The 24332-nt window shown below is 46.3% G+C and carries 15 protein-coding genes; 9 read left to right on the forward strand and 6 right to left on the reverse strand.

Annotated elements, in window-relative coordinates:
• Window positions 1–186: 186 nt before the first annotated feature.
• On the forward strand, window positions 187–1350 hold the full coding sequence (locus U9J37_RS03245) for a GGDEF domain-containing protein (RefSeq protein ID WP_005470705.1): 1164 nt from the start codon (window positions 187–189) through the stop codon (window positions 1348–1350).
• Here U9J37_RS03245 and U9J37_RS03250 read toward each other — a convergent pair.
• A complete protein-coding gene (locus U9J37_RS03250) occupies window positions 1287–1772 on the reverse strand; it encodes a GNAT family N-acetyltransferase (protein ID WP_038214936.1) in 486 nt (161 codons plus the stop codon). The two genes, U9J37_RS03245 and U9J37_RS03250, sit on opposite strands and share 64 nt — an antisense overlap.
• Window positions 1773–2025: 253 nt before the next feature.
• Between U9J37_RS03250 and pheS the strand changes: the two genes are divergently transcribed.
• From pheS to U9J37_RS03265, 3 genes are all read left to right on the forward strand, one after another.
• Window positions 2026–3009, forward strand: a complete 984-nt coding sequence (pheS, locus tag U9J37_RS03255) for a phenylalanine--tRNA ligase subunit alpha (RefSeq protein WP_005470855.1) — start codon at window positions 2026–2028, stop codon at window positions 3007–3009.
• An 18-nt stretch (window positions 3010–3027) separates the two neighbouring features.
• Window positions 3028–5433, forward strand: coding sequence for a phenylalanine--tRNA ligase subunit beta (pheT, locus tag U9J37_RS03260; RefSeq protein ID WP_005470773.1), 2406 nt, complete (start codon window positions 3028–3030; stop codon window positions 5431–5433).
• 371 nt (window positions 5434–5804) lie between these two features.
• Complete coding sequence (locus U9J37_RS03265; RefSeq protein ID WP_005470838.1) at window positions 5805–8141, forward strand: AAA family ATPase; 2337 nt, start codon at window positions 5805–5807, stop codon at window positions 8139–8141.
• 326 nt (window positions 8142–8467) lie between these two features.
• On the opposite strand, the gene U9J37_RS03270 is transcribed toward U9J37_RS03265, so the two are convergent.
• The gene (locus tag U9J37_RS03270) at window positions 8468–9976 is read right to left on the reverse strand and encodes a DUF3360 domain-containing protein (protein WP_005470674.1); all 1509 of its coding nucleotides are present in this window, start codon (window positions 9974–9976) and stop codon (window positions 8468–8470) included.
• Window positions 9977–10793: 817 nt separating this feature from the next.
• Between U9J37_RS03270 and U9J37_RS03275 the strand changes: the two genes are divergently transcribed.
• Window positions 10794–14507, forward strand: a complete 3714-nt coding sequence (locus U9J37_RS03275; RefSeq protein ID WP_043886714.1) for a hypothetical protein — start codon at window positions 10794–10796, stop codon at window positions 14505–14507.
• A 170-nt stretch (window positions 14508–14677) separates the two neighbouring features.
• Here the strand turns inward: U9J37_RS03275 and U9J37_RS03280 are convergent, their stop codons facing one another.
• Window positions 14678–16117 carry a sucrose-specific PTS transporter subunit IIBC gene (locus tag U9J37_RS03280; RefSeq protein ID WP_005470805.1) on the reverse strand — a complete coding sequence of 480 codons (1440 nt, stop codon included), beginning with the start codon at window positions 16115–16117 and terminating at the stop codon, window positions 14678–14680.
• Window positions 16118–16360: 243 nt separating this feature from the next.
• Between U9J37_RS03280 and U9J37_RS03285 the strand changes: the two genes are divergently transcribed.
• Complete coding sequence (locus tag U9J37_RS03285; RefSeq protein ID WP_005470714.1) at window positions 16361–17350, forward strand: LacI family DNA-binding transcriptional regulator; 990 nt, start codon at window positions 16361–16363, stop codon at window positions 17348–17350.
• A gap of 155 nt (window positions 17351–17505) precedes the next feature.
• Entirely contained in the window at window positions 17506–19134 is a 1629-nt protein-coding gene (locus tag U9J37_RS03290; RefSeq protein WP_005470823.1) for a glycoside hydrolase family 32 protein, read from the forward strand.
• Window positions 19135–19203: 69 nt separating this feature from the next.
• Here the strand turns inward: U9J37_RS03290 and U9J37_RS03295 are convergent, their stop codons facing one another.
• On the reverse strand, window positions 19204–20124 hold the full coding sequence (locus U9J37_RS03295; RefSeq protein WP_005470814.1) for a fructokinase: 921 nt from the start codon (window positions 20122–20124) through the stop codon (window positions 19204–19206).
• Between the two features lie 226 nt (window positions 20125–20350).
• Here U9J37_RS03295 and U9J37_RS03300 point away from each other — a divergent pair, with 226 nt between their 5' ends.
• Window positions 20351–21367: a LacI family DNA-binding transcriptional regulator gene (locus U9J37_RS03300; RefSeq protein ID WP_005470723.1), complete on the forward strand. Its 1017-nt coding sequence runs from the start codon at window positions 20351–20353 to the stop codon at window positions 21365–21367.
• Here the strand turns inward: U9J37_RS03300 and U9J37_RS03305 are convergent.
• A complete protein-coding gene (locus U9J37_RS03305; RefSeq protein WP_043886712.1) occupies window positions 21346–21801 on the reverse strand; it encodes a hypothetical protein in 456 nt (151 codons plus the stop codon). The genes U9J37_RS03300 and U9J37_RS03305 overlap by 22 nt on opposite strands.
• Window positions 21802–21838: 37 nt before the next feature.
• A complete protein-coding gene (locus tag U9J37_RS03310; RefSeq protein ID WP_005470634.1) occupies window positions 21839–23179 on the reverse strand; it encodes an MATE family efflux transporter in 1341 nt (446 codons plus the stop codon).
• A gap of 103 nt (window positions 23180–23282) precedes the next feature.
• Between U9J37_RS03310 and U9J37_RS03315 the strand changes: the two genes are divergently transcribed.
• Window positions 23283–24242 (forward strand): LysR family transcriptional regulator, encoded by a 960-nt coding sequence (locus U9J37_RS03315; protein WP_005470751.1) that lies wholly within the window; start codon window positions 23283–23285, stop codon window positions 24240–24242.
• Window positions 24243–24332: the final 90 nt, after the last annotated feature.

Raw genomic sequence — 24332 nt, forward strand, 5'->3', positions numbered from 1 at the left:
GAGATCCGAATCACTATTTAAATAAGTGATATGGATTCCAAACCATGGGGAGCTGATCTAGCTCCCTTTTTTCGTGTTTCAGTCGGTGAAATGAATAAAATCTATGTAGAATTCCATATACAAGGTATGGTTATTATAAATTTATTAAATTAAACCCAGTAAATTATAGACAAGGGCGAACGGTCGATGCAGTCATTTCAATGGGACAAATGCTACACGACAGGTATTGATGAAGTAGATGAACAGCATCAGTATCTCGTTGAGATCATCAATCGGTATGGAGAGTTAATCGCTAAAAATAGTATCTCAATCCAAGATATTAGAATGGCGTTATTTGAACTTTCTCGTTATGCAGAATTTCATTTCAAAGAAGAAGAAAACCTCATGCGCAGTGCTGGGGTTTACTCGGAACATATTGAAGAGCATGTGAAGGTTCATCGTGCGTTTATGGCTGACATCATTGGCATGCAAGCGTTTATTAGCGACGAGAACAAAAAGGCGTCGGAACACTTGCTTAACTTTTTGATTCATTGGCTTGCCTACCATATTCTCGGCATCGATCAGAATATGTCTCGTCAAGTCAAACAGATAGAAGCAGGGGTAGACCCAAAGACCGCTTGGCTCAATGAAGAGAGAAAACAAGACAGCTCAACGGAGCCGCTGCTTAAAGCACTCAATGGTTTGTTTGAACAAGTCTCAGAGCGCAACAAAGAGCTGCTCGAGTTAAATCAATGCTTGGAAGACAAGGTAGAGCAGCGAACCAAAGCGCTATCTGAAGCAAACAAGCAGTTAGAAGAACTGTCGTTGACGGACTCCTTGACCAATTTACCAAACCGACGCTGCGCCATCCGAAAACTCAAGGTCTACTGGCAAGAATCAGTGCAAAACAACGAGCCTTTGGTTTGCATCATGATTGATGCGGATTACTTTAAACAAGTGAACGACACGGCAGGTCATGATGCAGGAGATAGACTGCTAATCGAGTTGTCGCAAAATCTTGCCCACTCGTTTAGAAGTGATGACTTGGTGTGTCGCTTAGGTGGAGACGAGTTCTTCGTCATTTGTCCAAACACCGATCTTGAAGGTGGCTTGCACATCGCCGAAATTACACGAGACAGAGTAAGCCAAATGTTGGTTCCGGTGGGAGAAAGCGTTTGGCGAGGTAGCATCAGTGTCGGGGTTGGTGTACGCACGCCAAATATGAACGATTATAATGACTTGATTAAAGTGGCCGACAATGCGGTGTACTTAGCGAAGTCGTCGGGGCGAAATCAAGTTGCCACGGTTCAATCGAGTGACTTCAGCATCCAGACATCACAGCCACTGTGTTCGGTTCCATCTAAAGGCTGATCTAGGTGGGCAAACCCCAGTTTTTCGTACAATCGAATCGCGGATTTCATGGAAGTGAGTGTATCCAGATAACACTCACGAAATCCTTGTTCTTTCGCATAGGTTAAGCACTGCTCGCTGAGCGCTTGGCCTATGCCATGACCGCGACTTTCTTCCAATAAGAACAGCTTTTTTAGCTCGCAAACTGTGTTCGAACCTTGAAAAGGCGCGATGCCGCACCCGCCAACAATTTTTCCATTTAGGCTTGCTACAAGATATAAGCTTCGGTTTTGTGCGGTGTAGTACTGGCTCATGGCAAGAACTTCTGGGTCCGATGGACCAAACCCTTCGCCAATGGCACCAAATTCGGCGCCAACCGCTTTGATTATCTTGCAGATCTGATCATCTTGATGCGCCTTAATCGGTTCAATTAACACTGCCATTTCTCTTCCTTAGGATTCCGTCAATGCTTTATAGATTGGTCTGAAAGCCTGTTTTATCAAGCATTGAGGCGAATTTTTGCCCAAAGGCGGTAAATAGCAAGATTTCAATTTGGATTTGACCCTGTCATTCGTTACTATGTAGAGCTATTTATAGACCCAAAATCCCTGTCGGGTAATCGCACTTTGCGAGTAGCCCAGAATGGACACTACCACTTATGCCTATTGCATGTAGGTGTAGGTAGATGAGGAAACGATGCAACATCTAGAAGAGATCATTGCTAACGCGAACGCCGCTATTGAAGCAGCAGATTCGTTAGTTGCACTTGATGAAGTGCGTGTTCAGTATCTAGGTAAGAAAGGTGAGCTAACAGCTCAACTTCAAAGCCTAGGTAAACTACCACCAGAAGAGCGCCGTGAAGCTGGTCAAGAGATCAACAAAGCGAAAGGCGTTGTTCAACAAGCGATCGCAGCTCGTAAAGAGGCACTACAACGTGCAGAGCTAGAAGCGAAGCTTGCAGCAGAAACAATCGACGTGACTCTACCGGGTCGTCGTATCGAGAACGGCGGTCTACACCCTGTGACTCGTACTGTTGAGCGTATTGAACAGTTCTTTGGTGAGCTAGGCTTTAATACTGAGTCTGGTCCTGAGATTGAAGATGCATTCCACAACTTTGATGCACTAAACATCGCAGAAGATCACCCAGCGCGTACTGACCACGACACGTTCTTCTTTAACCCAGATCTAATGCTACGTACTCACACGTCTGGCGTTCAGATCCGTACGATGGAAAATGGCAAACCACCATTCCGCTTCATCGCTCCGGGCCGTGTTTACCGTAACGACTACGACCAAACGCACACGCCAATGTTCCACCAAGTGGAAGGCATGCTAGTAGACGAGAACGTAAACTTCGCACAGCTAAAAGGCATCCTGCACGACTTCCTATGTAACTTCTTTGAAGAAGAAGTTGAAGTTCGTTTCCGTCCTTCTTACTTTCCATTCACTGAGCCTTCAGCAGAAGTAGACGTGAAAGGTAAGAACGGCAAATGGCTTGAAGTTCTAGGTTGTGGCATGGTTCACCCTAACGTACTTCGCAGCGTTGGCATCGACCCTGAGAAATACTCTGGCTTCGCATTTGGTATGGGCGTTGAGCGTCTGACTATGCTTCGTTACGGCGTAAACGATCTTCGTGCGTTCTTCGAGAACGACCTTCGTTTCCTAAAACAGTTCAAGTAATCCAGGGGAACCATCACTATGAAATTTAGCGAATCTTGGCTTCGTGAGTGGGTAAACCCTGCGGTATCGACTGACGAACTTACACACCAAATCACAATGGCGGGTCTAGAAGTAGACGACGTACTACCTGTTGCTGGTTCTTTCACTGGCGTTAAAGTAGGTAAAGTGGTTGAGTGTGGCCAACACCCAGACGCTGACAAACTACGCGTAACTAAAGTAGATGTTGGCGCTGAAGAACTTCTAGACATCGTTTGTGGCGCATCTAACTGTCGCCTAGGTATCAAAGTTGCTGTAGCGACTGTTGGTGCTGTTCTACCAGGCGATTTCAAAATCAAAAAAGCAAAACTACGTGGTCAACCATCACACGGCATGCTGTGTTCATTCTCTGAACTAGGTATCGACGTTGAATCTGATGGCATCATGGAACTAGCTGAAGATGCAGCAATCGGTACTGATTTCCGCGAATTCCTAGGTCTTGACGACGTAACAGTAGACGTAGACCTAACGGCTAACCGCGCGGACTGTTTCAGCATCCGTGGTATGGCGCGTGAAGTTGGCGTTCTAAACCGTGCTGACGTAACTGAGCCTGCAGTAAACGCAGTAGCACCAGCTATCGACGACACAGTTTCTATCGAAGTGAAAGCGACTGCAGCATGTCCACGTTACCTTGGCCGTGTGGTTAAGAACGTAAACGTTCAAGCTGAAACACCACTTTGGATGCAAGAGAAACTGCGCCGCTGTGGTATTCGCTCTATCGACCCAGTAGTAGACATCACTAACTTTGTTCTTCTAGAGCAAGGCCAGCCAATGCACGCATTCGATCTTGCTAAGATCGAAGGTGGCATCGTAGTACGTATGGCAGAGCAGGGCGAGAAGCTAACTCTTCTAGACGGCAACGAAGCTGAGCTAAACGCTGATACTCTAGTCGTAGCAGACCACAACAAAGCACTTGCTATCGCAGGTATCTTTGGTGGTGAAGAGTCTGGTGTAACGACTGAGACTAAAGACGTTCTTCTTGAGTGTGCATTCTTCGCACCAGACCACATCCGTGGCCGCGCTCGTAGCTACGGTCTACACACGGATTCTTCAATGCGTTTTGAGCGTGGTGTCGATTTCGCACTACAAACGAGCGCAATGGAGCGTGCAACAGAACTTCTCGTTGAGATCTGTGGCGGTGAAGTAGCCCCTGTTGTTGCAGTAGAGTCTGAAGCTGACCTACCAAAAGCAAACACAGTATCACTACGTCGCACTAAACTAGACAGCCTACTAGGTCACCACATTGCTGATAGTGATGTTGTTGAAATCCTAGAGCGTCTTGGCCTAACGGTTGAAACAACAGACGCAGGTTGGACAGCAACTGCACCGACATGGCGTTTTGATATCGCAATCGAGCAAGACCTAATTGAAGAAGTAGGTCGTATCTACGGTTACGATAACATCCCTAACCAAAACCCAGCGGCAGCACTTAAGATGCACGACCACGTTGAAGCGAACATTCCGCTAAAACGCGTTCGTAACCTACTTGTTGACCGTGGTTACCAAGAAGCGATCACTTACAGCTTCGTTGAACCAGAGCAGCAAAAGCTCGTTGTTCCAGGTGTTGAGCCGCTAATCCTGCCGTTCCCAATCTCTGCGGATATGTCAGCAATGCGTCTAGGCCTAATCCAAGGTCTACTAAACACTGTGGTTCACAACCAGAAACGTCAACAGCCACGCGTTCGTCTATTCGAATACGGCCTACGTTTCATCCCATGTGAGTCAGCTGAAAACGGTATGCGCCAAGAGCCTATGCTTGCAGGTGTTATCGCAGGTACTCGCAGCGAAGAGCACTGGGACATCGAAACTAACACAGTTGATTTCTTTGATCTGAAAGGTGACCTAGAAGCCGTTCTTGAGCTTACAGCAAACGAAAACGCGTACTCTTTCGCAGCGCTTTCTGCTGAAGATAAAGCAGCGAACCCAGCGCTTCACCCGGGCCAATCTGCTGCAATCATCGTTGATGGCAAGCAGGTAGGTGTGATTGGTACCGTTCACCCAGAGCTTGAGCGTAAGTTTGGTCTAAACGGCCGTACTATCGTATTCGAAGTGGAATGGTCTGCAATCAACACTAAAGTGATTCCTGAAGCAGTAGCGCTTTCTAAGTTCCCATCTAACCGTCGTGACATCGCGGTAGTTGTTGACGAAGCAGTCGCTTCTGGCGACATCGTTGCAGCATGTCTAGAGCAAGGTGGTGAGTTCCTGAAAGATGCGAAACTGTTCGACGTTTACGTTGGTAAAGGCGTTGAAGAAGGTAAGAAGAGCCTAGCAATCGCACTAACACTACAATCTGTAGAGCGTACGCTTGAAGATGCCGACATCGCTGGCGCGGTTGACGCTATCGTTGCTCACGTATCTGAGAAGTTCGGTGCGTCACTGCGTGACTAATCATCACTTCTGATTAGATAGAAAGCCAAAGGCCTCGCAATTGCGAGGCCTTTTTGTTTGGTGTGATTAAGGAGTTGGGTGTTAACTCATTAGTGGACAGAAGTGAGTTAGAGTTTCTGTTTAAACTCTGCTGGTTTGGATTAGGGAAAGTAAGCCTATATCACGTAGCAAAACGTGAAATTCACCTAATAACTATCAAATTCATACTATTAGTTCACATATATTAGCACTACCCAATAACCTAATATGCTGCCATCCTTATTGTTCCGCTTCTGCTTCCGCTTCCGCTTGACGGTTGTTGTGACTATCGACCACTTTCTAGATATGAACCTTTGGTAATATGAAACATCATCTGTCAAATGGGTATCATAATGCTAAGAAGAATACGAAAAATTGAAGGCATCGGTAGCTATCACAGCGCAAGAGCTGGTGGCACGCAATTTTCTGACGTGAACATAATCTATGGTGAAAACCGAAATGGTAAAAGTACGCTATGTGACATTTTCTATTCTCTAGCGTCGAACAACCCAGAGCTAATCAAAGACCGCAAAGCTATACCAAGGCAAGGAACAGCGGCTAATGCAATGAAAGTCGAATTTCAGTTTGATAATGCGCCAATCTCTGTGTTTGCAAACGAAACTTGGGCACCTGGATTACCTGCTGATTGTGAACTTCATATCTTTGACCACAACTTCATTCATCGAAATGTAATGAGCGGTACGGTCAATAACCGCGAAAACTCAGAGAACATTTCAAACTTCATTCTAGGTGAAGAGAATACCGAGCGTTTTGAAGCCCTCAAGGCAGAAAAAGAGGCTTTAGCTACTACAAATGCAAGTTTACGAACAGCTAAGGCTACACTAGAAGCGAGCGGTATCACCGATGTAGAAACATACGTTGCTTCTGAACTTCCAACAGAGTCTATCGAAGAGCTGAATGTTGCAATTACCGCATCTATCGCTGAGCAAGAATCATTAACGGTACAGATTGGTAGCGTCACTCAATCTAAAGCACGAAAGAACTTAAAAGAGATTTCTACTGCTTTTGATATCACAGCGACAAGCAATGAAATCAATGAGTGCTTAGCTACTAGTATGGAAGAAGCTCACACCGACGCAAAAGCTCTAGTACAAGCACATATGGAACACCTAAAACAGCGAAACGGCTTCAAAGGCTGGGCTTCCAGTGGTCTGACTCATTTAGATGAAAATTGTCCATTTTGCGGTCAAGAACTTCAAGGCGATTCTTTAGAACTAATCGAAAGCTACAAAGTTGCATTCAATGAAGCTTTTTCTAACTTCATTAGGGAAACCAAAGCAAGTGCTACTCAACTACTGACCAAGCAATTGATTACAATTGATGAGCAAGCCATTAATAGGATTCACGAAGAAAATAAAGGAATACTTGAGCTATACCCTGAACAATCTGTGACTGAGCAAATAGCGGAGCTAATTCCGCTTGTCGATGATATGTATGAGGTAGTTAAGGGGTCGATTGAACAGTTAAGCGAAAAACACAATGAGTTAAAGTCTCAAGTTCTTGAGCTTCTAAATGTTAAAATCGAAACAGCATACAACCCTGTTGAAGCAATTGATTTCTCGCCTCTACAGTCGGCGATAGACTCATTTAATGATGCCAAAGAAGCCTATAAGATTGTAATCAAATCTATAAATGAAAAGCTTATTGAGTTTAAAGACGGTCTTGATTCTGCGGAGCTAACTGCTACTAAAACCGCTGAAAATACGAATCAGAAAGCACTAGAGAATAAAAAGCTACGTCATACGTTAGAAGAAAAATGCGCAACTTATAGGCAACTTAGCACTCAAGCGGTACAAGACCAAGAAACATACAATAACAACAAGGAAACATTAGAAGCATCACAAGAGGAGTTTCTAGATAACTACTTTGATGAGATTAATCTACTATTCCAAAGCCTTGGCTCTCGAAACTTCAACATCAGTAGAAAGCAAAACAATAGTGGTAGAAAAATAGTCTATGACTTAGAGGTTAGCTTCAACGGCACAACGATTCCAAGAAACAAGATGAACTGCCTGTTCAGCGAGTCTGATAGACGCGCTTTGGCGCTGTGCATCTACCTAGCTAAAATTAACAAGCTTTCAAATGAGGATAAAGCCAAAGCGATATTAGTAATGGACGACCCTGTGACCAGCTTTGATAATGAACGAATCTCTAGCATTTTGAATAAGCTCTATGAGATTTCGCCAACTATAAAGCAGTTGTTCATAACAACCCACTACCGTGGAATGGCCGCGACAGCAATTAAGAAGTTCGCTAATACGAGCGCACTAAAAATTGTAAAAGTAGCGAATGGTTCGGACTTTGCTGCTACTACAGAAGCAGAGATGACAGCGACGGAGCATGATGACGCATACAACGAAATCACTGCATTTATAAACAATGAAACCCAAGACAACAAGATACTGATATTTAGACCGTTCTTGGAAACAGAGCTTCGCCATCGATACAAAGACCAACTTAGAGCCAACGGAGCCACTTTGAGAACCGATTTTTCAGTTTGTATCGATACCCTTAAGGACAGTGGCATTATAACGGAGGCAGTAGCAAGCGAGATTCATTCTTTTAGAACAACTTTAAACCCACCAATGCACGAGTTGATGGAGATGAATATTGAAGATGTTCGCAATACCGCAGCTAATATGATGGATTTGATTTATAACCGCATGTAAAACATAAGGAAGCCGAGCAAATGCTCGGCTTTTATACAATTCAATTGGTTGCGCTGAACAGATGGCGCGTTTGACAATCTTCCATCTTATACTCTTGGTGCGCAGTTAATTGCCAATCAGCAGACACTTTCGAGGTATGAGAGGAAGTAGGGCAAACCACATCACTGTGGTTTGAGAGGTTGAGCGTCACTGGAACGGAATGGGGCAAAAATGAGTTAGCTGGTCATCACCTCAGAAACCAAAGGCCTCGCAAGTGCGAGGCCTTTATGTTTTTCCGAGATAGCCGAGAGGTTAACTACCTATTGGATTCAACCTGTGTCTAGCGGTTAGCGAAAGCTTGGAATAATCGCAGGTATCCCTGGCAAAAGGCCAACTAACGCCATCACACTGGTTAGCACTACAAACATAATGCCTGGCAACACCCAGCGGCTCATCTTGCTCAGTTCACCGCTACGCTCTTTACAACCGATTAGACCTAAGTTGTCTAACAGCATGGTGAGTGACCAACCAAATGCAGGGTTTACGAGCGCTGAAGAAAATACAACGATCGCAGCAGATTGAGTGGTTTTTCCTTCGCGCGTCATTTCCATGCCAGCTTCTAGCAATGGGACGAACACACCAACGATTAGCGCAACACAAAGCACAGGTTGCCAGATAGCTAAATCCATCGGGTAACCCCAAATTGCGGCGATGATGCAAAACAGAGCCGTCAGCAAAGCGCCTGCAGGAATAGGGCGTTTAGCAATTGCCGCTGGTACGATGTAAGTCCCCCATGAAGAGGTAAAGTTAGTACCACCAAGAAGAGAACCAAACGTCTGGCGAATAGATGCCGTGGTCATGGTGTCGTCAATGTTCATGTGTACTTTTTCGGTATGTTCTGGGTAGCTGATTTTTTGAAAGACTTGATGCCCTAAGAAATCTGGTGACCACATCGCCACGGCTAAAATAGCGAACGGCAATACCACCATGAAGTGTTCAATTGTCGGTAGGCCCAGCATCCAACCAGTATCTTCTCCCCACCAATACATCGGGTTGAGATGAGGTAAACCAGGCTCGGTTTGGAAAGAAAACGGTGCACCCATAGCAAAAGCTAACGAGCCACCTAGCAAGCAACTAAGAGGGACGGCTAGCCAACGTTTACGGAAATGCTCTAACAGCGCATACAAAACAATGGTACAAAAGATCACGACGAAAGCGATGTGACTCATACCAATGCCTTCTGCCCAAGCAAATAGCTTTTTAACTTGAGAAACAGTCCCAACAAAACCTAGGTAGAGCAACAAGCCGCCACATACGCCTTTACTGGTGAGATTCGCCAACATGCTGCCACCTTTGCTGATGGCCAACAGTAAGCCAAAAGCGCCAATAAGCAAGCCAAAGGCCATCGGGTGTCCGCCAGCGGCAACAACAATAGGAATTAGCGGGATAAGTGGGCCGTGTGTACCTGCGAGGTTAGCGGTCGGCAATAAAAAACCAGAGAAAAGAATAATGAAAACAGAAGCGATCAGTAATTCATAACGGACGTTTTCTAGAATGAACCCTTCGTTTAGCCCTAGAGCTCCGGCAAAGGTTGCTGCAATCGCGCCCACCATTACTACTTTACCAATGGTCGCCGCCATTGCTGGGATGGTGTCTTCAATCTCAAATCGATAATCTTTAAACGGTAAGTTTGGACGCCAGCGTTTAGGCGACATTATTTGCAATTCGTGCTCTAGATACTGTTCTCGGGACTCAAATTCAGAGCTTGGTTTGTGTTGTTGTTCATAACTGAGTTCATCCTCATTGGCTTGAGGATTATCTGTTCTTATATTTACGGACTCTAAAGTGCTGCTCATTTTGATTCCTTTCGTTCACACTCTGAGGTGTGTTGTTCCAACAAACGTAATTTACTCTCGGTATTAAGAAGTAACGGAGTAGTCAGTATTCGGTGTTACTTGAAGTTATGGTTAAAAAATGAAGGTGACTGACTAAGAATAGGGTCGGAAACAAGCTTGATTATCATTGGTATTGTTGTAAAAGCTTGAGGTTCACGGATAAAGACAAAGAACAAATTACCCTATCACTAAACGCAATCATTCAAGTCGTTAGTACCTTAAACCAAACTCAAAAAAACAAATAGTCTCAGTGAGTTAGACATTGGTCGTAGAGTTAGCCTGCAAGTATGAAGAAGCAGATATCGCAGGTGTGGTTGACGCTATCGCCGCTCACGTATCTGAGAAGGTCGGCGCGTCTCTTCGCGCCTAACTACAACTAAAGTCATACCAAAACCTTGTTACTGCTCTTCAGTAGCAGGGCATATCAATGGTGTCTCACTTTAAGGTGGTACTGTTTTTGACAAAAATGGGAGTAGGAAGTCACCGAAACGGATTTTGGCTAGTGCAACTACTGCATTAATTCACAAAATTCGCGGTGTGTTAAAAAAAATTTAAAAGTTAAGTAACTACTTAATTAGCAAGGTTAATTATTCATTCAATAAATGATTTGGCTTTGATGCTCTTTATCGAACTACTATTCTATCTTTTTGAAATATCGATGAATTTGGTAGATCAACAACTATTCTAACTTAATAGTTTGGTATGGTTCGCAAATTGGCGGATATGGTCATTTCGCACTAGCTTATATGTGTTGGTTAGTTAACTAATGGATATAGGTATGAAACTAAACAAAATTTCCCTAGCTCTTAGCTTGGCTAGTGCTGTTGTTTTATCGGGCTGTGGTGGCGGTAGCTCATCCTCCTCAGACTCCTCCGGAAGTAGTACATACAGCGTGAAAGCGATCGATGGTTACCTAAAAGGGGCCTTGGTATGGCTTGATATTGACGGTGACTTCGTATTGGACGACAACGAACCTTCAGCGACGTCTGGCGATGGCGGCGTTGCCAACTTAGACGTGTCGAACGTTTCCAATCCGGGGCAATACGCAGTGGTCGTCAAAGCGATTCCTGGCCAAACTATTGATGAAGATAATGGCCCAGTTTCAACGGGTTATGTGATGTCTGCTCCTGCAGGCGAAACCAATGTCACTCCTCTTTCTACACTTGTTCATGTCACGCTAAAACAGACGACTGACGACGATGCGACCGAAGAAGAGATTGAGCAAGCGAAACAAGATGCTGTCGATAAAATTGCGGCTGACTTGGGTATTGATCCCGATGATGTACTTGGCGACTTTATCGAAGAAGACCTTGATGACGCTGCTTTCGCCGCAGAAACGCTAGTGGAACAAAATGTGCTCCCCGATGATGAAGAAGATTTGGGTGATGCGGCAGAAGGGACCGATGACACACTTCTTGAATCGGCCAACACCGTTTCTTCCTCCATCAAAACGGTCAATGATACCGACCCAGAAGATTACGACACCATCGATTTGGATACCGATACGGATGGCGATGGTGTGCCAGATTTGCTAGATGCGTTCGATGATGATCCAAACGAACAGTACGACCTTGACGGCGATGGCACGGGTGATAACTCTGATTTAGATAAGGATGGCGATGGCGTAAACAATGATGTCGATGCCTTCCCTACTAACGCTAGTGAAACTGCCGATTTCGATAAAGATAAAATTGGTGACAATGCCGACTTAGACGACGATAACGACGGCGTCAAAGATACGGATGATGACTACCCAAATGATAAAACGCGGGCGGGCGACTCAGATGGTGATGGCACCGATGATCTCTACGATGAATTCCCAGATGATCCAGAACGTGTCGGTGACTCAGACGGGGATGGTGTTGACAGTGCCACAGACGAATACCCTGGCGATCCTACCAGAGCAGGGGACAGCGATGGTGACGGCGTTGATGACTTAGATGATGAGTTCCCGGATGACAACACCCAAGCGGGTGATGCAGATGGCGATGGCGTCGACGGTCTACAAGACGCATTCCCGGGCGATGCGAGCGAATCCGTCGACACGGATAGTGATGGTATTGGTAATAACGCAGATGATGACGATGATGGTGACGGTGTCCTTGATGAGTTTGATACCAAACCATTAGATGGAGATTCCAAAGAGAGCAACAACGCAATCGCGGCAAGCTTCTTCTCAACCCTTGACCACGCGTTTATTTTTGACGGCGACATTGAAGATGGATACATCGACATTGAAACGCTCGATGTTGCTAATGGTATGGCAAACCTAACAGGCATCGCGACGTTAAACAGCTTTGGTGAGTTTAGTTTCGATCTAGATGAAGACAGCAGCATCGTACTGACAGCAACAGGTTGGCAGCAGTTGGATGGCCTTTACACCATAGATTTCTCTGAAGGAGACGATATTTATGCGTATGCGACCAACTTTAAATCAACCGTTAGTTATACCGTATCGGCACTTCTGACTGATCTTGAAGGCAGCAATGTTTCAGACTATGCGAATGAGGATGAGATTTGGGACGAATTTACCGACACCACTAAGCTGTTTAGCAAAGATGCCAAAGAAGTCGAAGCCACGCTGACACCTGAAGATGATATCTATCAACTGTGGGAAGAGAGCGAAGCGTATGTGTTCCAAGGTGATGGTGGCGCGACCGATGGCAAGGTAACTGATCTTGATGAGTTGATCACGAGCACTTCGGTCGGGACTCCAGCCAACACTGGCGACTTTATCGGTGTTTACTTGTCAGGTAATGGTGACATGGCCGCTGCTGTGGAGTTGTTGGATACCAATGTCGCAAACTACTACCTGATGAATTGGATGGCTGAAGACCCAGAGATGAGCGCGACGCAAGTTGCGACTGGCACATGGTCAGGCAGCCCAGTAGTTGGTGTGGAATTGATTGAATTCACTGTACCTGATACAGCCATAACCGCATGGGGCAGTATTTGGGATGAAGATAACACTACATTTATCTTCTCTGAATACGATGGTGTTGTTCGTCAAGGTCGTGTAGAGAAGGCGGGTGAAGCTCTCGAAGACGATGAGGTTCTCTTTGTCAGTGAAGTCGCGAAAGAAGACATCGTAAGCGTTCTCGATCTGCCATTGGGCGAATGTTACGCCAATAATGCTGAGTCCGGCGCGACTGAATCTGACTTCTCGCTTGCGATTGCAGGATGTGGCGGTCTGGAAAGTAAGATCACATCAGAGATGGTCGTAGGAAATACGTTTGAACGTTTCAGAGGCGATGACAGCTCTCGCCAGTACACCTTTGTTGAAGGTGGTACTGTTCATGTTGGTAAAGATGGTGTCTACTCGTTCGATGCTCAATGGGCAATTGAAGAATCTACGGGTTACTTAGTCGTAACGTACGATGATGGCAGCATATGGAAGTGGGCACTTGTTGGTAAAGAAACTGGGCCAAGCAGCGATTCTGTCTCTGCATCAATCACTAAATTTGCTATTGCTGAAGAAAGTGAAGTAGACAAGGTTTGGTCGGTAAAACACTTTGAAACCTATACTAATGATTCGGGCGTATCTGTCAGTGAAATATGGTCAGAAACGTTTGAGCTAATCGACAAAGCCGTTTGCCCATTCGGTGAAATGGAAACCGGTGCGACTCAGCAAGATTTCGATAATGCTATAACGGCGTATCAAACTTGTTCTGGTAGCACGCTCATGGCTTCCAATGACGATGTCTCGGGTAAAACGATACTGCGAACCAACAGTCGCGGTGAAATGAGAGCCAATATGTACAATGGAGATGGTTCAGGGTCTTCATATCGTAATGGTGTTCATACTGGAGACTTCGCTTGGACGATTGTCGATGGTAAAAAAATTCAGGTCACTGACCCAAATAATACCAGCATGGTGTATGAACAGTATGTGATAACCCAACGCGGTGAAGACAGCTATCAAATGGTAGTGTTCGAACCAGAGGAAGGCGCATACTGGGCGGATGAATACTTTGATAGTTCTATGGAGCATGTTCAAGAATGTCAGACAGGTAATACTGAGTGGGATGAGGTCAATGATGTTCCCCTCACCACAGCGACATTTGAAGAGTATCTAGAGGCTATTGATGAGTGTAAATCTGACCTTGCGGAAGAAGTGTGGTTCAGTAGCGAGTTCTTTGATAGAGATGACCGCCAGATCGTCATTGCTCAAACAGGCATGGATGCTGACGAGAAGTACACGTTTAATAGTGATGGCAGTGGCTTCTACACCGATTTAGGTGAAGAACCATCGGTTGACTACAATTTTACGTGGACTGCCGATTCTGAAAACAAACTCTTGGTAGTTACGATAACCGCTGGTGAGTTAACGGCGATTGATTACATGGCTATTGTCGGAACGGATGGAAAACTGCTTTCAGTGAAAGCGCTCTCCAAAGCGAACGAAACGGGCTGGCCTGGTATCGGTGAGGACGATGAAGGGGATCTATGGAGTCATGTTTACATGATTGAGCAAGTATTCCCTGAAGAATAGCAACCACGTTTAGGGGAAACATTTCTCCCAAGCAGAAACAAAAACGGGATTGCCTAGCGCAATCCCGTTTTTATTGATTGATCATTCAAATAGCAAGAATGCCCCACCATGGGTGGGGCTGGCGTCAAAAACATGTTTTGACTACGGGGACCTTCCTAGTCCAGCAAGGATTAAGCGGTTGCCGCTTTTCCTGCTTTTACGCTTTCACGGGCACCCAATACTAGAGTGAGACCGAAAGCGACAGCAAACGAGATGGCCATGCCTGCAACGTAATATCCGATTTGGCTTGGTATGATTGAGATGATACCCGGCAAGCCTGCTGCACCTAATGCTTGCGCTTTGACATTAAACAGTGTGATAAACGCACTTGCTGTCGCTGCGCCAACAACCGCTGCAATGAATGGGTAGCGAAGCTTCAAGTTAACACCAAACATCGCAGGCTCTGTGATACCAAGTAGTGCCGTAACACCTGATGGCATCGCAATACCTTTCAGCTTGATGTCTTTGGTCTTAAAGCCTACCGCTAATGCTGCTGCGCCTTGGGCAACGTTGGACATTGCCGCGATTGGGAAAATAAACGTTCCGCCAGTGACCGCAATATCGGCAAGTAACTGAGTTTCAATGGCGATAAAACTGTGGTGCATACCTGTGATAACAAAAGGTGCATAAATGAAGCCAAATAGCGCACCACCAATGAAACCAGCAGAGTCGTACAACCAGTTCAAACCATCACCGAGTAGGAAGCCGATGTCACGAGTGATAGGACCAACCAGTGTGAAGGTTAGGAAACCCGTGATGAAAATCGCCAGCATCGGAGTGAGCAGATTATCCAGTACCGACGGGATGAACTTGCGTAGACCGTTTTCCACTTTCGCAAGAATGAAGGCTGACACTAATACCGGTAATACAGAGCCTTGGTAACCGACTTTCTGGATCTCGAAACCAAAGATGTTCCAAGTCGGGATGGTGCCTGCAACGCTAGCGCCACCAAATCCCCAGCCGTTTAACAGGTCTGGGTGAACCATCAACATACCAAGCGCCGCACCTAAAAATGGGTTACCGCCAAATTTTTTGCTGGCAGAAAATGCAAGAAGAACAGGCAAGTAGACAAATGGTGCATTGGCGAAGGTATTGATCATGCTCGCGAGATCCGCAAGGCCCGGGTTTGCTTCGATCAGTGATTGACCTTCAATAAACAACCCCTGAGCGGTCAGCAGGTTGAAAATACCCATCAACAGACCACCAGCAACAATGGCAGGGATGATCGGGACGAAAATATCTGAAAGACCTTTCACCGCGCGCTGTACGATGTTTTGCTTTTCTGCCCCCGCGCTTGCGACGTCGTTGGTCGACATATCACTCATGCCAGTCAGCTTCGCCATTTCTGCGTGAACTTGGTTAACGATGCCAGATCCAAAAATGATCTGGTACTGCCCAGCAACTTTAAATTGGCCTTTGACACCTTCTAGGTTCGAGATAGCGTCTTCATCAATAATTGAATCATCTTTCAGTGCTAAACGTAGGCGTGTCGCACAGTGGGCGAGCGCTTGAAGGTTGTCTTTGCCTCCAAGAAGCTCCAGCAGCTCTTTTGCAATAATCGGATAGTTCATTCCAAACCCCAGTTGTTGTTTTTGCTATTTAATGAATCTTTGGAAAAGGTGGTTAAACTCTTTTCGGGAACGTTTGCAAAGTCGATTTTTGGTGATCTATTCAATTCAGTCAAAACATATTGGGTTTTTATGTGAGATGGATCTGCTAAAATATTTTGCTAAACCGATTAGGCAAAGTGGATTTTGTTTCTAGATCTGGTAGTTTTTGCAAACAATCCCAATAACTTAATTAGAGATCTCGCAATGGCAAGTCTACACGATGTCGCGGAACTGGCTGGTGTCTCAAAGTCGACCGTTTCTCGAGTCATCAATAACGAATACGGCGTCAAAGAGGCGACCAAAGCCAAAGTGATGAAGGCGGTGGAAGAGGTTGGTTATGTGGTCAACCAAGTTGCCAAAGACCTCAAATCGCAAAAAACAAACTTAGTGGGTGTTATCGTTCCGCGTGTTTCATCCCACGCGACGGCGCAAGGAATGGATGGCTTAAGCCGAATATTTGAGTGGGCAGGAAAACAGGTTTTACTCGCCAGCACGCAGCAATCAAATGAAAAAGAAATTGAATATATTCAATTGTTTAATCAGAAAAGAGTCGAGGGGATCGTGCTCTATGCTACTCACATCGATGCGGACTTGGTCAAAGCGATCTCTCAATCACAAGCGCCTGTAGTGCTGGTGGGTCAAGATGGTTCGCTGTTCAACATTCCGAGCGTTGTGCATGATGACTTAAGGGTCGGGTTCGAAGCTGGGAATCGACTCATTGCAGCAGGGTGTGAGCAGATTGGATTTTTGGGTGTGGCGGATTCCGACTTGGCGGTAGATAAACTGCGCTCTGATGGTTTGGTGCAAGCCTTGGCAATGTCTGAAGGAAAGAAGCTACTTTTCCACTGTCACGGAGAGTTCACCATAGATTCAGGCTATGCCAACACAAAACAGATTCTGCAAGACTACCCAAATGTTGATGGCATCTTCTGCGCGACCGACCGAATTGCTGTAGGGGCGATTAAGGCACTGCAAGAGGCGGGAATTGAAGTAGGCAAGCAGGTTAAAGTACTGGGCGTGGGTAATGATGAGCTCGGTTGTATTAGTTCTCCTACGTTATCGACGTTTAACTATGCTTTTGATAAGGCAGGAGAAAATGGTGCAAAAATGCTACTAGAACTGATTGAAGGCAAGCCTCAAGTTATGAGCAAACTGGTTTTGACTTTCCAAAATGTAGAGCGAGAAACCTGCTAGAAGTGACTTAATTGTTCCTTTTGCCAAGCCTGATTCGTCAGGCTTTTTTTGTGCGTGAGATCACGGAGTTCCAGTATGAACAACTGTGAGTAGCTTGTAGTTTCCAGATTGATGATGTATTTTGCAAACGTTCCCAATTTTTTAGGTAAGGTCCAATGTCCGTTGAGCACTATCTCTCACTCTGTGGTGGAAAAAACAATATAACTCGGGTTTTGGTCCCCGATGATGAGCTAATCATTGCGGTAGAGGATGTCAGCAAAGTGGCTGATAGCTCCTTAATCGTTGCAATTAGAGAGGTACTTGGAGAGCATCAAGTTACCTTTAAGCGCACTCGCTGTTTTGATGAAGAAGCACTGCTTAAAATAGGTCGTATGATTTCAGAGCAACAGCAGCTAGCACTAGCAAACGCTACCAAGCCTGCCCAATGCCCCCATCGACCCAGTTGGCACATTTCGCCGCCACAAGGTTTGCTCAACGATCCAAATGGCTTCATTTTCCACAATGGCGAGTACCACCTGTTTTATCAGTGGTACCCACATGCGTGCGTGCATAAAGACAAATATTGGGCGCATCTAACCAGTCCTGATTTGGTCAATTGGCAGTGGCAACCTGTAGCGCTTGCGCCCTCGGATTGGTTTGACGCACACGGTGTTTTCTCCGGTCATGCCTTAAGCCATCAGAATCAACTTATGTTGTTTTACACTGGCAACACACGGATTGGTGAACAGCGTGACCGCCATACCACCCAGTGTTTAGCCACTTCACAAGATGGTATTCACTTCACCAAGCATGGCCCTATTATCGATCAATTGCCTGAAGGGGTGACTCCCCATATTCGCGACCCTAAAATTGTGCGCCACAATGATTCTTGGTTGATGTTGCTTGGTGCTCAAACGTCGGATCTCAAAGGGCGACTCGCCATATACCGATCTGAGGATTTGCACACTTGGCAGTTTGACGGTTTATATGGTCAAGAGTTCGGCGATTTTGGCTACATGTGGGAATGTCCCGATTTATTCAGCATTGGGGACGAAACGTTTGCGGTCATTGGCCCGCAAGGCATGGAGTCGTTTTCAGAGCACAACACAATTCCGCACCACAATGGCATCGCTCGGGCAAGGTTCAAGTCAGACAAGGGCATTGAGCTGTCGGACTTTGAGCACCTAGACTATGGTTTTGATTTTTACGCACCGCAAACCATGTTAACACCTGATGGGCGACGCGTGATGTGCGGCTGGATGGGATTACCCGATGAAATTGACCAACCTTCGGTCGATAATGGCTGGCTTCATCAATTAACGCTGATGAGAGAGTTATCGGTCAAAGATGGTCGATTGGTGCAGTGGCCCATCGCTGAGCTAGATGCCTTGGCTCAGCCGGAGCAATCGATAATGCTCAGTGATCAAGGCTACAATCTCGAGACCAAGAGTTTCGATTTAAGCATTGAGTTAGAGTGGGGCAGCCAGCTAAACCTATTTGAGGGTGAGGAAAGTAAGTTGATGTTGATCGCTGATCAATCGCGCCGAGCGTTCGTGATGGATCGCTCTCAAACTCTTAATCGCGCTCAGGATACGATACGCGAATTGCCGCTAACCGGTGACAAGATTCGCTTGCGCATTTTAGCCGATAGTTCCTCGGTTGAAGTGTTCATCAATGATGGCGACGCGGTAATGACATCTAGAGTGTTTACCGAGCCGCACGCCACGGGAATCTCACTCTCAGGTACGCCGAGCTTGGCGCGAGTGAAGCGCTTAAATCCAAGTCGAGCGCCATTTGCAGATTAAGTCATCCATAACTGAAAAGCCCCAACTCTAAACGTTGGGGTTTTTTACTGCTTGGGTTTGTGGAATGAACTATTGAATGTAATCGAGCAGTGCTTGTTCGCTAGGCAAAGCCGTCATCGCGCCTTTTTGAGTGGTGGCCAGTGCGCCACAACCGTTCGCCCATTGCACCGCGGCTTCGATTGTGTCCGTGTTGGCCCAGCCGTTATGTTGTGACAGTTTGGCAAGCAGTCCGCCAACGAACGCGTCCCCTGCGCCTGTGGTATCCACCGGTTTGACCGCTTGACCTGATAGCAAGCGTTGTTGCTGGTTAAACACAACCAGTGCGCCTTTGGCGCCTTGAGTGATCAGTACCAGCGTGTTGTTGTATTTCTCAATAGCCTGTAATCCGGTCTCTAATGAATCTGAATCTGTCAGCAACATCAACTCATCATCAGAAAACTTCACCACATCGGCTAACTCAATCGCTTGGTTAACCACTGGTTTTAGCTCCTCTGGATTTGCCCAAACTTCTTCACGTAAATTGGGATCGAAACTGACAAAACCACCTGCCGCCTTAATCTGACGCATGGCTTCTAAAGTGGTGCTGCGGCTTGGTTCGTTCGCGAGGGCGATAGAGCACACGTGCAGCCACTCACCCGCGTGAAAGGTTGGGATATCGGCAAGTTCGAGAAACTGATCAGCGCTCGGCTTTACCATAAAGGTAAAGCTACGTTCGCCAGAATCATCAAGATCAACGATCACGGTTGACGTACGCTGAGCTTCATCAAGCCGCATAAACTCTGTGTCGACATGCTCATCTGAGAGTGTTTGTTTCATAAAACGACCGAGTGGGTCTTGACCAACGCGACCAAAGAAAGCGCTGTTGCCCCCTAATCGAGCGATTGCGACCGCGACATTAGCAGGCGCGCCACCTGGACACTTTAGGTAGGTAAATGGTGTATCTGGAATCAAGTCGACAACCGCGTCTCCCGTTACCCAAACTCTGTTCATGATTGTTACCTCAGTCGTTCATAGTTGATGTACTTATTATATGGCTAAAACGGTTTAGCTTGCTATTCGAATCCGCCAAAACAGCCAAGAGCGAGTGTAATTTGTGATCTAAAACGATCTTTTGAGCGGCTATGCAAAGCGATCGTCATTCCACTCGGAAAGCATTAGAAATCTTTCTCAATGACAGTAGAATAGACGGGCAAAGTGTCAAATGCTCAGGGAAAAAATGACCACTAAAAAATTAAAACTGGCTGATATTGCTCAGTTAGCGGGTGTCTCAAAATCAACGGTAAGTTTTGTGCTCAACGGGCACGCGAAAAAGCACCGAATCAACCAAGAGACGGTTAAGAAAGTTGAGGCAATTGCCGCAGCCCACAATTATTCCCCCAGTATTTATGCGCGAGCGTTAAAGTCTAAACAGACATATACCGCAGGTTTAGTGATTCCGGATCTTGCCAACATGGGCTTTGCCTCTATTGCCAAGCGGCTTGAGGTTTTATGCCGAAATCACGGTTATCAGCTGTTGATTGCGTCGTCCGATGACAACCCTGAGATGGAAAAGCAAGTCATCCAAAGTTTGGTGGATAGACAAGTTGATGTGCTGTTTGTCGCGACCTCTTTCACCAATGAGCAGTATTTACAACAAGTTAAGCAAACAACCCCGATCATCTTGTTTGACCGAGTGTTTGAGGATAGCGCGTTTACAACCATTAAAACGGACGCCGCGAGTGCAACTCAAGAGGTGGTGAGCAAACTGGTTGAGGGAGTAGACGAGTGCTGGTACATCGGCGGGCAAATGGATTTGTCGCCCAGCAGAGATAGATTTACCGGTTACCAAGCGGCTTTGCTGCAAGCGGGTATCGACTTTCGACAAGAACATGTGCTCAACAAAGACTATCAACCTTCATCAGGTTACGACTTGATGGCGAATGCAGTTTCTAGTCGTGGCTGTGCACCCAAAGCGGTGTTTACCGCCTCTTACTCCTTGCTTGAAGGGGTACTGCGCTATCTGACAGAGCACAACATGCTGTCGGACGATATTCAGATCGCTACGTTTGACAACTATGACATTCTTGATTGCTTACCGCTGAAAATTGATTCAGTAGAGCAAGATTGCGAATCCATTGCTCAAGCCCTCTTCAATGCCGGACAATCCGTGTTAGAGCAACCGAGCAAAGCGCCAGAACAGCTCAGCATTGCTGCCAAAATTCATTATCGTCGTCAGGTATCAGCCAACAAATGAATGTTAACGTGAGTAAAGCGTGCCATCGGGTCTCTTTGTTCCGATTGATACCAGCAAGCGGGCATTGCCTTTTCTAGTCCTGCGTTTTTGAGGGCGGATTTTTCTTGTTTGTCGATGGTGATGAAGCGCAGCAAACTATCCAAAATTCGTCTAAGGTTACTTGGTGTCAGCTCGCCATCTCGCCAGTAACGTTTGATCTCGCCAATGACCACATCAAGCGGTACGACTGGTTCAAGTGTGGAGTACTTTAAAGAGTGAACGTTAGAAGAACGCGGGCAAGAGGCGCGAGCAAGTTCCCAATCGGGTTTGCCTTTGCTTGAGACAAACCCCTCCCGATAGCAGAAGTAACTCAACAAGAATCGTTCGATGTGCTGCCATCTTTGGCCGCGAACTTCCAAGTAGATGTGTTCAAATTCCAGTTCTAAATCAGTCATGCAACGTCTCGCCTTAATTTCGGCGACATAGTAACGGCTAGCCAGCCGCGACAGCAAGGGGTTGATGGCGACGGGTTTTCTTAATGGCAAATAGTAACTGCGCCAGTAGCAGAACGCCAGTTACGCCCAAACCAATACCAATACCACCCCAAATGCCTGCTAATTCAAATTGCGGCATCAAAATCCATGCAGCCGGTAAGCCAAATGCCCAGTAGCCAATGGCGGTCATAATGGTCGGTCCCATCACGATCTTCATTCCGCGTAATAGGTTGATTGCTAACAGTTGCCAAGCATCAACCACAAAAGACAGTGCTACCACCCATAACACCATGGTTAATAGAGTGCTGAGTTCAGCATCAAGATTGAACAGGCTAGCTATAAACTCGGGCCACAGCATAAATCCACCCGCTAACACCACGCTTAACACGGTGGTAATGCCAAAACTGCGCAAGGCGGTACGTTTGATACCGTCGTAGTTTTCGGCGCCGAAGTCTTGCCCAACAAGAATGGCCGCGGCTTGCGAGAAACCAAAGTTGATGTTCCAAGTGAAACTCAAACATTGCAGCAAAATTTGGTGTAAAGCTAACGCCGCGATGCTGATTGTCCCTGCCATTAACGTTCCGCCATAAATCAGACCATGCTCAAGCAGCGCAGCAAGGGCAATGGGCAATCCCATGGCAAGCAACGGTTTTAGCAATGACCAAGAATACTCTTCTCGATTCAACCATGGGGCAAATGCCATGTACTCAGGGCGCTTAAATACCCAGATGCCATAGCCAACCATCACGATTGTCGCCGCAAGTGCCGTTCCTGCGCCCAATCCAGCTAACCCAAAACCCAGTGAGAAAGCGAGTACATAACTGATTGGCACATTGAGCAACACGGTAAGCAGCGACATCACCATGATTGAGCGCACGTTGCCAAAGGCGCTGGTTAAACCACGCAATACGAGCAACAGTAGGGAAGGCAACATCGCCCACTTTAAGGTGTCGACATACGCCATTGCCGGCTGTGCGAGCTCTGTGGGTTGGTTTGCCAATGCAAGCAGTTGGGGAACAAACGCAAAGCTGATTGTTAGTACCACAGAGAGCGCCAAAGACAAAAGGACCGCGCCTTTCACGGCTAAACGAATTTGTTGATTGCCATACTCTGGGCGAGCGATTCGTTGCCCATAAGCGATGGCAATCAAATTCGCTACGCAGCCAACGGTGCTGCCTGCAATGATAAATACAAAAGAGTAGACCGACGCCCCTAAACCACCTGCTGCGATCGCAGAAATACTCAAGCGCGACATCATCCAAACATCCGTTAACACCAATGCCATGGAGATCATTTGCGAAATGATGAGTGGGATAGCAAGTGAGAGAATTTTTTTCATTGGGCGCCTCGTGATCAGTATCACACAAAGGTACGAATAATCTTGCTGGCGTTCAAATGACATTTATGCCAATCTGACATAACTTAAAATCATGAGAAAGACGATGCGACCTTATTCCAATCTTCCATACTCTCACAATGCCTTCAAAGTGTTTGAAGCTGTCGCGCGTTTGATGAGTTTTACCGCCGCGGCAGATGAACTCAATGTGACGCAAAGCGCCGTGAGTCGGCAGATCAAGCAACTTGAAACCGAACTTGGTGTCAGCCTTGCTATCCGCAAGCACCGCTCTATTGAACTGACTGAACATGGCAAAGATCTCTACCAGATTCTGCGTCAAAACTACCATAACCTAGATGCATTGATTGCCCAGTGGAAAGCGCCAGTTAAAAAGCGGATTGTGATTAAGAGCGCCCTCAGTTACGCGACGCGTGTTTTGATGCCTAACGTCGCGTTGCTCAATGAGAAATACCCCGAACACGAGATTGTTATCATCCCGTCGATTGAAGAAGATCCGGTACTGGAGCACGAAGACTGCGATCTACTGATCTTAAACACTCGCCATAGAGACCGCTACTTGGGTCTGCCGGGGATTCGCTTTTTACGAGCAGAATACATGGCTCCGGTTTATGCAGAGTTGATGTCTGAACAAACCATTCAAATTGAAGATGTGCTTGAGTTGCCTCACCTCCACGCGACGCTTGATCATCAAGATTGGAAACTGTGGCTTGCTAATGCGAATTTGAAGGGGAAAAAGCGCGGCAGAGACACGGTCTTTTTCAGTTTAGATTTAGCGTTAAGTGCATGCTTGTCTGGTCAAGGGGTGACGGTGACCGATCTGTTATTGGTATTACCTGAACTCAAACGAAGGTTCCTCAAGTGCCCAGAAAACATCGCGCTGCAGCACAGTGATTGGCACTACCTCTGTTATCAGAAAAATCATACGCCAATCGCCAATGAGATTCTTGAATGGCTGACCAAGCAAACCAAAGCAGAAGTACAAGAGTTGCAATCGCTTTGCGAACAGTTTGGTTGGCAGTGTGAACACGTTGAGTGGGGTCGCTAGAATATCCATAAACTGCATATTTTTCAGATATTTATTCAACGTTTTGTTGTCTGCATTCTGTGATCCAATGATCATTAATCTCGCCAATAC

It is taken from the genome of Vibrio sp. 16, from assembly GCF_963681195.1.
Taxonomy (GTDB): Bacteria; Pseudomonadota; Gammaproteobacteria; order Enterobacterales; family Vibrionaceae; genus Vibrio; species Vibrio sinaloensis_D.